General features: G+C 66.9%; 9 protein-coding genes and 1 tRNA gene. 3 read left to right on the forward strand and 7 right to left on the reverse strand.

Translation table 11 applies throughout. The annotated features are described in order from the left end of the window. Positions 1-659 precede the first annotated feature (659 nt). Positions 660-1,868: an MFS transporter gene (locus QX126_RS13095; RefSeq protein ID WP_315781415.1), complete on the reverse strand. Its 1,209-nt coding sequence runs from the start codon at positions 1,866-1,868 to the stop codon at positions 660-662. 418 nt (positions 1,869-2,286) lie between these two features. After that, positions 2,287-3,204, reverse strand: a complete 918-nt coding sequence (locus QX126_RS13100) for an alpha/beta hydrolase (protein WP_315781418.1) — start codon at positions 3,202-3,204, stop codon at positions 2,287-2,289. 300 nt (positions 3,205-3,504) lie between these two features. Here QX126_RS13100 and QX126_RS13105 point away from each other — a divergent pair, with 300 nt between their 5' ends. Beyond that, the gene (locus QX126_RS13105) at positions 3,505-4,278 is read left to right on the forward strand and encodes a helix-turn-helix domain-containing protein (protein ID WP_315781421.1); all 774 of its coding nucleotides are present in this window, start codon (positions 3,505-3,507) and stop codon (positions 4,276-4,278) included. A gap of 56 nt (positions 4,279-4,334) precedes the next feature. On the opposite strand, the gene QX126_RS13110 is transcribed toward QX126_RS13105, so the two are convergent. Continuing rightward, positions 4,335-4,424: transfer RNA gene (locus QX126_RS13110), tRNA-Ser, on the reverse strand. Between the two features lie 221 nt (positions 4,425-4,645). Here QX126_RS13110 and QX126_RS13115 point away from each other — a divergent pair. Next, the gene (locus QX126_RS13115; RefSeq protein WP_315781424.1) at positions 4,646-4,987 is read left to right on the forward strand and encodes a hypothetical protein; all 342 of its coding nucleotides are present in this window, start codon (positions 4,646-4,648) and stop codon (positions 4,985-4,987) included. Positions 4,988-5,023: 36 nt separating this feature from the next. Here QX126_RS13115 and QX126_RS13120 read toward each other — a convergent pair whose 3' ends face one another. The 4 genes from QX126_RS13120 to QX126_RS13135 all read right to left on the reverse strand — a co-directional run bounded on the left by QX126_RS13120 (position 5,024) and on the right by QX126_RS13135 (position 11,478). Next, positions 5,024-6,484: a trehalose-6-phosphate synthase gene (locus QX126_RS13120; RefSeq protein ID WP_315757256.1), complete on the reverse strand. Its 1,461-nt coding sequence runs from the start codon at positions 6,482-6,484 to the stop codon at positions 5,024-5,026. Positions 6,485-6,701: 217 nt separating this feature from the next. Further along, positions 6,702-7,520 (reverse strand): trehalose-phosphatase, encoded by an 819-nt coding sequence (gene otsB, locus QX126_RS13125; RefSeq protein WP_315740748.1) that lies wholly within the window; start codon positions 7,518-7,520, stop codon positions 6,702-6,704. A 3-nt stretch (positions 7,521-7,523) separates the two neighbouring features. Then, positions 7,524-9,038 (reverse strand): MFS transporter, encoded by a 1,515-nt coding sequence (locus tag QX126_RS13130; RefSeq protein WP_315773902.1) that lies wholly within the window; start codon positions 9,036-9,038, stop codon positions 7,524-7,526. 403 nt (positions 9,039-9,441) lie between these two features. After that, the gene (locus QX126_RS13135; RefSeq protein ID WP_315781427.1) at positions 9,442-11,478 is read right to left on the reverse strand and encodes a HAMP domain-containing methyl-accepting chemotaxis protein; all 2,037 of its coding nucleotides are present in this window, start codon (positions 11,476-11,478) and stop codon (positions 9,442-9,444) included. A 299-nt stretch (positions 11,479-11,777) separates the two neighbouring features. Here QX126_RS13135 and QX126_RS13140 point away from each other — a divergent pair, with 299 nt between their 5' ends. Then, positions 11,778-12,263 carry a (2Fe-2S)-binding protein gene (locus QX126_RS13140; protein ID WP_315717018.1) on the forward strand — a complete coding sequence of 162 codons (486 nt, stop codon included), beginning with the start codon at positions 11,778-11,780 and terminating at the stop codon, positions 12,261-12,263. The last annotated feature ends 89 nt before the right edge of the window (positions 12,264-12,352 follow it).

Raw genomic sequence — 12,352 nt, forward strand, 5'->3', positions numbered from 1 at the left:
GATCGCTCGAATTAACATGCGATAATTGAAAGGGCCGGTTCGCACCAGTTCCACCCGATTGGGTGTCGAGTCCCACGGAGTTGCGTTGTCGCGACGCGTCAGGCGCCCGAGCTTTGTGCAGCGAAGCCCTCACGTCATCGAGGGCGCAGGGAAGACCAGGCATCGGCTGATTCCTGCGGCCCCCGTGCGGAAAGGAATGCACGGGGCAGGAACCACAGGTTCAGCCGGGTCTGCCCGGCCTTCCCTGCGCAATGGTGTTACGGCTGCTTCGCACTCTCCCCGGGGACCGGCGTTCTTGCCCCCGTTTGCGACAACGCGCCAAAGGGCACGCCACGCAGGCATCAGCATCGGGATGCCAGGACCATGCGACTTGACCGTCCGTGCCGGCGCTGCTCGTCAGTCGGCGCCTGCCCGTCCATCACATCCCACCCCAACGCTCCTGACGATGCGCAGCGCCCCTCGTCGATGAGGCGGGACAGCGATAGAGAAGCACGAATTCCGATAAAACGAAAGAACAAAATTTGCGCAGGCGGGCGCGGCTGCGGCGATGTCGTTGAGACGGCGAATGAACTTCGTGTTTCGGCGCAGGGCGAATGCGGCATGTCCCGGCGCTTCCGGCGGGCGCAGGTCCGCCCCGACGGGCGACTCGGTCGGACGTCTCAGGACGAGACCGCCGCGCGCGCCGGCCGGCGCTGCCGCAGCAGCAACAGGGTGACCACGGCCGCGCACGAGCATGCCAGGCTCAGCGCCAGCGGCGCGTTGCTGCCGTAGCGGGTCAAGAGCTCGACGAGGATGGGCGCCGACACCGCCGACAACAGGTTGAGCGGCAGTCCGATCTGGGCGGACGCCTTGGCGAAGGCCGCCTTGTCGTAGAACACCAGCGGCATGGTGGCCCGCGCCACGGCGAGCGCGCCGCTGCCGAGGCCGTAGATCAGGATGAAGGCGCCGATCGCGGCATGCGAGCCGTCGCTCAGCATCAGCAGCAGCATCGCCACCGGCAGCGCCAGGCCGGCGACGATCGCGGTGGTGATGCCGTCCCAGCGGCCGCCGCCGAGAAAATCGATGGCGCGGGCGCTGATCTGGATCACCCCCAGCATCGAGCCGAAGCCGACCGCCTCGGCAGCCGACAGGCCTTCGGCCTTCAGGAGCTCGATCAGCACGGCCCCCATCCCGAACGCGACGAAGGCGTTGAGGCCGGAGGCGCCGACCAGCAGATAGAACGTGCCGCGCGACGGCGTCGCTGCGGGGACGGACGCCGCCGCATCCGATGATGACGGCGGCAGATGATCATGGACGCGCCGCGGCAGCAGAAACACGAACAGCGGCAGCGAGACCAGCAGCAGCAGGCCGGCGTAGACGAGACAGGTGCTGCGCCAGCCGATATGCGCCGAGAGGGCCGAGGTGACCGGCCAGAAGATGCTGCTCGACAGCCCCGTGACCAGCATCAGCGCGCCGATGGCGCTGCGCGCGCGCAGGCCGGCGATCTCGTTGAGCACGATGTAGGAGGCGGTCGAGAGCGTGGCGCTGCCGGCCACGCCGAGCAGCAGCCATGCGGCATAGTAAGAGAGCGCGCCCTGCGCGGCCGACAGCAGCGCATAGCCCGGCGCGGCCAGCAGGGTGCCCGCGATCATCACCCGCCGCCCGCCATGCTTGACGAACGGCCGCGCCAGCAGCGGCGAGCACAGCCCCATCGACATGTACAGCACCGAGGTGCTGGCGAAGATGGCCGTCAGATCCATCTCCAGATCCGCCGCCATGGCCCGGCCGATCACCGCCGGCAGGCTGAGCGTGCCCCAGGCGATGAGCTGGGTGATGGCCAGGACGATCAGGACGCGCAGGAGGGAGGGGTCGGCGATGACGGGGGGCATTTCGGGCGGGGGCACTGCACGGAGGTGACGCGCGACGCGCGTTGCAACCATGATTTTAGAGCATTCGCGCCGAATCAGCCCCGCTGTTTGGGAATTGCCGCCCCGCCACCGGCGGGGTGCTCGTGCCAGGTGCCGGCAACTGCACGCACGGGCCGCCGGCCCCGGAGCAGGAGCAGCGCCGCACGGGAGCAGCCGATCGTCAGCCCCCATGGGTCTCAAGTCGATGCAAGAGCATCGCCTAACGTGCCGCGGAGCGGTGCTCCTCACGATGGAGGGGTTAGATTTTGGCCGAAAAAAACCATGCGAGGCCGCCGTAGGCGGCCGTCGCGGAGGATGGCCGCGAAACGAGCGCTCGCCACAGCTTGTTGCCTCATCTGCGATCGCCCTACCCTACCTCCGGAGCTCGAGCTTCGCGCGCCTACAGGAGGTGTGATAGGAACCAGTCACGCGCAGCCGAGGATGATTGTTCGAAGTGCTGGACATAGGGCGCGAAATGCCCGCAAGGCAGACTGACAAACTGCTTTGGCTCGCCGGCGCGTGCGAACGCCTCCCGGGACGCCTCGATCGGCATCAGCATGTCGCCCTCGGCCGCGATCCACATCAGCGGCCGCGGCGCGATGCGATGCAAAAAGGCGGCCGGCTCGAAGCTGAAGGTGAGCTCCAGGCTGCGCACGGTAACCTCGTTGCGCCACAGCGGCGAGATCTTCGCCGCCTCCATGCACCAGTCGTAGGCGTCCGACGTCCCGAGGATGCACGGCGTCGTCGCCGGATCCTGCGCCACCACCTGCATGGTCATCGGCGGCTCGCCCGCGGCACGGGCCAATCGCTCGCCGACGAACAGCTGCGACAGCTGCGCCTTTGTCTCCGCCGGAATGTGGCTCCAGATCGCGCCGCCGCTGAGGAACGAGACCTGCACTGCCACGCAGCGGATGCGCTGATCGATCGCCGCCGCCTGGATGGCGACGCCGCCGCCATAGCTGGAGCCCCAGGCGCCGATCCTGGTGGGATCGACGCGCGGCAGGGTCATTGCGAAGGTGATGGCATCGCGGTAGTCGGCCAGCTGCTGCATCGGGTCGATCTCCTGCCGGACGCGTCCTTCGCTCTCGCCGAAATTGCGGGGATCATAGACCAGCGCGCCGAGACCGGCTGCGCTGAACGCGGCCGCATATTTGTCGAGATAGCTGTCCTTGAGCGCGCTGAAGCCGTGATGAAGCACGACGATGGGCGCCGTCGGCGCGTCCCCCTGCGGCGGCACGTGCCAGCCGCGCAGCACCGTACCATCGTCGGCCTTGAAGGCCACCTTCTCGAACCCAGCCCGCAGATCCGAACCGACCATTGCAACCTCCCTGTGCTCTCGCCTCTCCGCCTTGTCTGCACGGCGGTCTCAGCCTAGGCTCTAGGCCAAGCGCGGCACCGACGTCCCGGACGGCAGCGAAGGCGAACCCGGACGACAGCGAAACGTGGGCGGACGCAGCCGCCGCAAGCGAGGGTCTCGGGCGACCAAGGGAGAGCGTTGCAGATGCCGAACGTGCAAGGGTTTGCCGCGCCCACGACCTCCCTCGACCCACTGCTCGGCTGGAGCATTCACGCGGCCAAATCACACCGTCAGCAGTTGAGGCGGCTAGGCGATGCTCTCGTGATCGAAGCGCAGGTCGCGCAGGGCTGCGCCGGGACGCGCCGCGCCTCCGATGCCGGTCTGGTGGTCGTGATGACTGTGATCGAAGGCCGGGAGCGCGGCGAGGACTCCACCGGCACGGTGCTGTTCGAACCCGGCGACGTGATCGTCTGGAACACGCGCGAGACGCTCGCCTTCGCCACGCTCAGTCCGCTGCGCAAGATGATGATCGCCTGCCCTGAAGCGGTGATCCGGAATTTTCACCCCGACCTGATCGGACGCGGCCGCCTGCATCTGCCCGGCCGACACGGCTTCGGCGCCGCCGTGTCCGGTTACTTCGAGGGCTTCGCCGGCACACTGGCCGAGATGGACGACAGCGAGGTCCATGCCGCTGTCGATGCCGGGCTCGAGATCGTCGCCAAGGCGGCCCGCCTGATGCGCCGCGACGCTGCACCGCGACGCACATCCGCACAGTTCGCGCGCATCATGAGCTACATCGACGCACAACTGCACGACCCCGATCTCGACAGCGCCGAGATCGCCGCCCACTTCGGACTATCCGTCCGCTCCGTACAATTGTTGTTCGCCGAGCACGGCACCACGCCCTCGGAATGCATCCGCCAGCGCCGCCTCGACCGCTGCCGCCGCGACCTCGAAGCCGCGCGCCGAACCGAGAGCATCACCGACATCGCCCTGCGCTGGGGCTTCAACGACCCCTCGCATTTTAGCCGCCTCTTCCGCCGTCGATACGGCGTGCCCCCGCGCACGCTCGCGCGGAAGAAGCCGGAGGGCTGACAGCCCGCAGCGATTTCATCTTCTCGCAACTGAACGGAATGGCTGGGATGGCCGGCTGGCGGAGAGAGTGGGATTCGAACCCACGGTACGGTTTCCCGCACACACGCTTTCCAAGCGTGCGCCTTAAGCCACTCGGCCATCTCTCCAGCGGCCCTCTCTTGGCGGGGTCGGCGGCGTTTTGCAAGCCGGGCGGGGGCTCATGGGCTAAATTTCCCCCAAATCGCTGATAAAAATCATCAATCCGCCCTGGTCGCGGGCTCGATCGGGAGGCCGTGCCGCCCGGCCGGCCCATCATGAACCGGCCGGCCGGGCGGCACGACCACTGTTTTGCAGCCCGTCGGTCCGGCTGCCGACTGAGGGATTCGCGATGCCGTCATCCTCCCCTGCCCGTCTCGCCATCCTGCTGACGGCGGTGCTCAGTCTCGCCGCCAGCCCGGCCCGCGCCGATCAATGCACCAAGCAGGGCGTCGACGTGACCTGCGACGACGGCCGCAAGGGGATCTGGCAGGGCGATGCGATCCTGTGGCCGGACGGGACGAAGTCGAGCCTGAAGCCGCACCCGTCCGTCATCGTCGGCAACAAGGCATCGGTGGTGGTGGGACCCGGCGTGTTCGTCGGACAGAGCAACGGGATGGTGCCGATGGACAATCCGAGCTCGCCGAACAAGCTGCGCTGCGCCGTGCTCGACGGCGTCTCCTACTGCCATTGAGCCTCGCCGGACGGAGCGACGAGGAGCAAGTCCGGTTCAGTGATAGCGCGCGCCAGGCGACAGCATGCGGCCGGCCAGAAAACCTGCCGGAGTGGCAGGCAGGGGTTCGATCTCGACCTCGGCAGCGTCACCGTCCTGCAGCGCCTCGACGAAGTCGGCAAACCATTGCTGGATCGAATGGCGGCGCAGCTTCGTCATCATGATCTCATAGCGCATGCGGCGCTCGTTGAGCGGCATCGACAGCGCCATCGCGATCGTCCGCGCCATGCCGTCGATGTCATGCGGATTGACGATCAGCGCCGCATCGAGCTCGTTGGCGGCGCCGGCGAATTTCGACAGCACCAATACGCCGGGATCGACCGGGCTCTGCGCCGCGACATACTCCTTCGCCACGAGATTCATGCCGTCTTGCAGCGGCGTGACGACGCCGACCTGGGCGCTGCGATAGAGGCCGGCCAGCACGCCCTGACCATAGCCCTTGTTGAGGTAGCGGATCGGCGTCCAGTCGACCTCGCCATGGCGGCCATTGACCTCGCTGACGAGGCGCGCGACCTCGCTCTGCAGATTGCCATAGGCCTCGATCGATTCGCGCGACGGCGTTGCGATCTGCAGCAGCGACGCGGCGCGCAGCAGGCTCGGGTGCATCGTCCACATCCGGTCGAAGGCGTTGATGCGGTTGACCAGACCCTTGGAGTAATCGAGCCGGTCGACGCCGATGGCGAGCTTCTCGCCATTCAGGCTGCGGCGCAGCCGCGACACATCCGGATGCGCCACCGCCTTTGCCGCCTGCTGCGCAAACTTGTCGGCGTCGATGCCGATCGGGAACACGGCCAGACGTGTGCGGCCGTGCAGCGACCTGACCACGCCGTCACGCACCTGCAAGCCGAGATCGGCGCGGATGCAGGCGGTGAAATTCTCGCGATCATCCTCGGTCTGGAAGCCGATCAGATCATAGGCGAGCATCGCGGTGACGAGATCGCGGTGATTCGGCACGCTGTCGATGACGCTGCGCGCGGGCCACGGCGTATGCAGGAAGAAACCGATCGGGCTCTTCACGCCCAGCGTGCGCAACTCCGCGCCGAGCGACAGGAAGTGATAGTCCTGGATCCAGAACAAGGTGTCCGGCTTCTGGAACCGGAGCAGCGCGCGCGCCACGAAGGCGTTGACCTCGCGATAGGAGCGATAGTCATCATGCGAGACGCTGATCAGATCGCTGCGTGAATGCAGCGCCGGCCATAGCGCCGAATTGGCGAAGCCTTCGTAGTAGCCGGCATAATGCGCAGCCGGCAGATCCAGCAGCGCGAGCGCGCCTTCACCGATCTGCTCGATCTCCGCGATCGGTTCCGTCTGCGCGCCGTCGCGCACACGACCCGAGGAACCCACCCATACTGCCCCCGATTTCTCCACAACGGGCAGCAATGCTGCCGCAAGTCCGCCGGTCATTGGCTCATTGGCTTTGCCACGGGCCACCCGATTCGAAACCACGACGAGGTTCACAGCTCCCTCCTGTTGGTCATGTCGGTTAACAGCTGTTCATCAATATGGTTCCGGGCCACCCTTTCAACCAATTGAAACCAAATTCGGGCATTCGCGCGGTGTAATCACAGCGTCAAATCAAGTCAGAACTGTTCTAATCAACAGCGGCGCATTCAACATGCGACCGCATGGCGAATGGAACTAACAACGTAGCGATGCGGAACCTCTGCACGGATCGCTAAGTCGATGAATTAGTTCCACCGCCCGCGAGGCGCGCCAGGAATGCGCGCACGTCGTCCGGTGCGTCGAAATGTCCGTCGACGCCGAGCGCACGGCGCCCGACGGAGAACGAGAGGCCGGCGAAATCCGGCATGATCGCGAACACCGTCTCATCCGTGACGTCGTCGCCGATGAAGAACGGCTTGCGCCCCTTGAACGGTGCGTTCCGCATCAGCTCGCGCACGCCGCTCGCCTTGGTGAAGCCGGCATGCTTGATCTCGCACACACACTTGCCGGGCAGCACCTCGATCGGCGCCCCCGGCAACTCGGCGCGGATGCGCGACACTTCTTCGTAGATCGCCTTCTCAGCCTGCGGCGCGAGGCGATAATGCAGCGCCAGCGAGTAGCCCTTGTCCTCGAGCAGAATGCCGGGGCTGAGCCTGGCGATCGCAGCGAGCCTGCGCTTCAGCTCCTTGTCCAGCGGCGGCGCCTTGATGGCGTCCGCCTCGCCGCCGCCGCCGAGCCGCATCTCCGCGCCATGGCCGCCGACGGCGGGATAGACCTCCGGCGCGAAGATGAGATCGATGTCGTTGAGAGAGCGGCCCGAGACCAGCGCCAGCGCGCCGGAGGTTCGTTGCAGCAATGCGTTCAGGGTCTCGGCCAGGCCCGGCGGCACCCACACCTCGCGCGGCGTCGGCGCGAGATCGAGCAGGGTGCCGTCGATATCGAGCAGGATCGCCACCTCGCGAAGATGCGGCACGAGACTGGTGGGCGCCGGAACGATCTCGGCGGGCTCCGACGCAGGAGAAGCGATCAGATCGGAGTTTTCGGACATCATCAACTACTCCATGACAGCGAGCGGACGCGCCACCTGTTCGAGCGATTTGCGCTCGGCCGCGATGGCATAGCGCCAAGCGACGAGCGCCGCCACCAGCATCAGCGCGGCACCGAACAGATAGCCGCCGAACACCGCGCCGCGCGCCCCGCTGTCGAGCAGCGCGCCGAACAGCGCGGGTCCCGCGACGCCGCCGATCCCGGTGCCGATGGCGTAGAACAGCGCGATCGCGAGCGCGCGCACTTCCAGCGGAAAATTCTCCGACACGGTGAGATAGGCGGCGCTCGCCGCCGGTGACGCGAAGAAGAAGATCACCATCCAGGCCGCAGTCTGCGTCGCGGCGCTCAGCACACCGATCGAGAACAGATAGCCGGTGAGCGCAAGCAGCACGCCGGAGACGCCATAGGTGAAGGTGATCATGGCGCGGCGCCCGAGCGTATCGAACAGGCGGCCGAGCAGCAGCGGCCCGAGCACGTTGCCGGCCGCGAAGGGCAGGATGTACCAGCCGACATGGTCGGACTTGATGCCGTAGAAGTCGGTCAGCACCAGCGCGAAGGTGAAGAAGATCGCGTTGTAGAAGAACGCCTGGGCGATCATCAAGGTGAGCCCGACCAGGGAGCGCTGGCGATAAACTGAGAACAGCGTATGCGCGACCTCTCGTAACGGCGTGTGGCTGCGCATCCGCAGCCGCATCCTCGGCAATTCCTTGGCGCGCGCCTCGCGATCGTGGCCGGTGACGTCGCGTTCGATCTCCGCGACGATCCGATGCGCCTCTTCGGGATGGCCGTGAATCATCAGCCAACGCGGACTTTCCGGAATCCACATCCGCATGACCAGCACGACGAGGCCGAGACAGGCGCCGATGCCGTAGGCCAGCCGCCAGCCGACATCCGGGCCGGTGACGTCGGGATCGAGCAGCACGATGGCGCCGACCGCGCCGAGCGCGGCACCCAGCCAGAAGCTGCCGTTGATCATGAGATCGGTCCAGCCGCGATAGCGCGCCGGCACCAGCTCCTGGATCGTCGAGTTGATCGCGGTGTACTCGCCGCCGATGCCGGCGCCGGTCAGGAAGCGAAACAGCGCGTAGGTCGCGATGTTCCAGGACAAGGCGGTGGCGGCCGTCGCGGACAGATAGAGCGCAAGCGTGACGAAGAACAGCTTTCGGCGGCCGATGCGGTCGGTCAGCCAGCCGAAGCCGAGCGCGCCGAGCACGGCGCCGGCGAGATAGGCGCTGTTGGCAAGCCCGATGTCGAGGTTGGAGAAATGCAGCGCCGGGCTCTGCTTGAGCGCGCCCGACAAGGCGCCTGCCAGCGTCACCTCGAGCCCGTCGAGCACCCAGGTGATGCCGAGCGCCAGCACGACGCGGGTGTGAAAGGCGCTCCAGCGGAGATCGTCGAGCCGGGCGGGGATGTTGGTTTCGATGACGCGATCCCGGCCTGCCATGTCGCCCGGCGGAGCGCCGGATTGCGGCGCTGACGTGACGACGCGGAGGTTGGGAAAGGATGCCTGTCGGGGTGCCATGGAATCCCAATGCGACGGCGCGGGTCGCACCGCATGCTCGACCGAGAGGATGAAGCAAATGCGGCAGCGAATGCCTGCCGCTGCGACTCAACGTCTCGTCGCGCGCAGGGTTCCCGGAGTGGGGCGGGGTTCGGCGCTCGACCCGCCTGGGGCCGCAGCGTTTCCTGGGTGAGGCCCAGGCGCGCCTCATTTCAGCTGTCGTCCCGGGCAAGCGAGCGAAGCGAGCGCGACCCGGCATCCATACCGCGTGATGCAAGATTGGGGCACGCGATCAATACCGCCCGCCACACATCTGCCGCGGCGTATAGATACCGGCGTTCGCCGGGATGACAGCGGAGGGTTTGGCCGCGGGCTCGCCAACGCACTTGCGAGCGGCGTGAAGACCAGCCTGTCGCCGCAAAACTCACGCCGCGCGGATGTTGGCCATGAAGCGGTTGAGCTCCGCGCGCAGCCGCGCGCTCTCCGAGGAGAGCGACTGGGCCGAGCGCAGCACCTCCTCCGAGGCTTCGCCGGTCTGGGTCGCGCCGCGATTGACCTGCGTGATGTCGGTGGCGGCGGCCTGCGTGCCTGCCGCGACGCTCTGCACGTTCCTGGCGATCTCCTGGGTCGCGCCGCCCTGCTGCTCGACCGCGGTGGCGATCGACGCGGCGATGGTCGAGATCTGGCGGATCGTGCCGCCGATCTGCTTGATCGCCGTCACCGACTCCTGGGTCGCCGCCTGCATGCCGGAGATGTGGTTGGAGATGTCGTCGGTCGCCTTGGCGGTCTGCTCGGCCAGCGACTTGACCTCGGAAGCCACCACCGCAAACCCGCGGCCGGCATCGCCGGCGCGGGCCGCCTCGATGGTCGCGTTCAGGGCCAGCAGGTTGGTCTGCTCGGCGATCGCGGTGATCAGCTTGACGACGTCGCCGATCTCCTGCGCCGCACGCGACAGCTTGCCGATGCGCCCGTCGGTCTCCTCGGCCTGGGCCACGGCGGACTCCGCGATGCGGCTGGACTCGCGGACCTGGCGGCCGATCTCGTTGACCGAGGCCGACAGCTCGTCGGTCGCGCTCGCCACCGAGTGGATGCGGCCCGTGGCCTGGTCGGAGGTGCCGCTGACGCGGCTCGCCAGCGACTGCGTGGTCTCCGCGGTGCGCGTCAGGGTCGAGGCCGCCTGCTCGAGGTGCTCGGCCGAGGTCGAGACGTTGGACACGATCGAGCCGACGGCGGTCTCGAACTCGTCGGCGAAGCGGATGAGCTCGGCCCGGCGCGCGGCGCCCGCAGCCCTGTTCTGGGCGTCCTGCGTCGCGGCATCGCGCTCGGCCTTGGCCACCGCCTGGACCTTGAACTCCTCGACGGCGGCCGCCATCTCGCCGATCTCATCGGCGCGCCCGAGGCCGGGCAGACGGACGTCGAAATTGCCCGAGGCGAGCTCGCGCATCGCCTTGCACATCGTGATCATCGGCTTGGAGATGCCGTTGCCGAGCATCAGCGCCAGCACGGCGCCGAGCGTCAGCCCGCCGATCGCCAGCATTGCGATCAGCCGCTCGATGTCCGCGATGGTGGCGTTGGTGGCGGCCTCGATGCGCTGCTGGTCGGAGGCGACCTCGGATTTCAGCCCGTTCGACAGCGCGATGATCTCGGTGCCGACGACGCTCATCTCCTGTTCGAGCTTGCCGAGCGCCTTCATGTTCTCCGACAGTTTGATGAAGGCGGCGCGGTACTGCTTGATCAGGTCGCCGAGCTCGGCGACGCGCTGGGTGATCTTCTCGTCATTGGCATAGATCGTCACCAGCGAGGTTTCCAGGAAGCGCGTGCGCGCGATGGCGCCGTCGGCCGTCTTGGCATCGGGCTTGGCGATGTAGGTCCCGACCAGCGCGGACACGGTCAGATACTGGCCGGTGAGGTCCTTGGCCGTGGTCTGCACCGACGGCAGGCCGGCCAGCGCGGCGGTGTCTGCCAGATCATCGAACTTGAAGCGGATCTTGTTGCCGATGAGGCCGATCTGGTCGGTCGCCAGCTTCGCGTTCTCGCGGGTCAGAGCAACGATGCTCGAGAATGTCTTGGCGAAGGCCTGAAACTGCGCCTGCAGCTTGCCGACCTGCGCCCGCCGCTCGGCGCCGGTCGCCGCCATGGATTTGTCGATCGCGGCCTGGAGTGCCTGCTGGGCAGCGGTGGCCGCCGCCTCGTCGTCGGCTTTACCGGTCAGAGCATAATAGCGGGCGAGCGCCTGGTACGAGACCAGCTCGCGATCGATGGTGCGGGTGGTGTCGGCTTCGGCAACGCTGCCGCGATAGGCTGCCACCGCTGCGGCGACCCGCTCGAATCCCAGATAGGAGAAGCCGATGCTGGCAGCAGAGATCGCCAGCACAACGGCGAAGCCAAGGACGATCTTGCCGCGAAAACGCAGGGTCAGAAAATTGGCACGCCGCGACTGCGGCGCAAGCTGCGCAGACATTCCCACCCCCGACACGCCATTCTTTATATTGGCCAGAAACCAAACCGCCCGGCGGCAACGCACCAGAGCGTGATCAAAACTACGTCACAATGGCTAAGGGGCGGTAAATGGACGGCATCGGCCTGCGGCCTGCGCTTCACCTGCGCCGGTGCCGGCCTCGCGTGGCGCGCCACATGCGACCGGATCGCCGATGCCGCGCGCAAGACGTCGCAATGACATCGGAGACGAAAATTCGAGTTGCAAAGTCCTGAGGGCGCTGTTTCTAATCAGAATAAGAATAATTCATCGGGAGGTTACTCGTGTCGACAGTCAAACTGACGGTGAACGGCAAGGCGGTCTCGGTCGAGGCCGAGGATCGCACCCTGCTCGTTCACCTCCTGCGGGATCATCTGAACCTCACCGGCACCCATGTCGGCTGTGACACCAGCCAATGCGGCGCCTGCGTCGTCCATATCGACGGCCGTGCCGTGAAATCCTGCACCGTGCTGGCCGGCCAGGCCGCCGGCGCCAACGTCACCACCATCGAAGGCATCGCCAAGGGCGACGAGCTGCACCCGATGCAGGCGGCCTTCCGCGACAATCACGGCCTGCAATGCGGCTATTGCACGCCGGGGATGATCATGTCGGCCATCGATATTGTGCACCGCCACGGAGGCGAGCTCGACGAGAGCACGGTGCGTGAGGAGCTGGAAGGCAACATCTGCCGCTGCACCGGCTATCACAACATCGTCAAGGCCGTGCTCGACGCTGCCGGACGGATGAAGGTCGCGCAAGCTGCCGAATGAGGCCGGCGAGAGCCGCCGTTTACCGCAATACCGAGACCACGACCGCTGCGCGCGATGGCCGCGGCGGGACAACAGAACTCCGGTAGGGG

This window comes from Bradyrhizobium sp. SZCCHNPS1003, from assembly GCF_032381555.1.
In the GTDB taxonomy this organism is placed as follows: domain Bacteria; phylum Pseudomonadota; class Alphaproteobacteria; order Rhizobiales; family Xanthobacteraceae; genus Bradyrhizobium.

Excerpts from the sequence above, each read along its gene's own strand:
- QX126_RS13095 (WP_315781415.1), bottom strand. The coding sequence starts at position 1,868 with ATGCCCCCCGTCATCGCCGACCCCTCCCTCCTGCGCGTCCTGATCGTC.
- QX126_RS13100 (WP_315781418.1), bottom strand. The coding sequence starts at position 3,204 with ATGGTCGGTTCGGATCTGCGGGCTGGGTTCGAGAAGGTGGCCTTCAAG.
- QX126_RS13115 (WP_315781424.1), top strand. The coding sequence starts at position 4,646 with ATGCCGTCATCCTCCCCTGCCCGTCTCGCCATCCTGCTGACGGCGGTG.
- otsB (WP_315740748.1), bottom strand. The coding sequence starts at position 7,520 with ATGATGTCCGAAAACTCCGATCTGATCGCTTCTCCTGCGTCGGAGCCC.
- QX126_RS13130 (WP_315773902.1), bottom strand. The coding sequence starts at position 9,038 with ATGGCACCCCGACAGGCATCCTTTCCCAACCTCCGCGTCGTCACGTCA.
- QX126_RS13135 (WP_315781427.1), bottom strand. The coding sequence starts at position 11,478 with ATGTCTGCGCAGCTTGCGCCGCAGTCGCGGCGTGCCAATTTTCTGACC.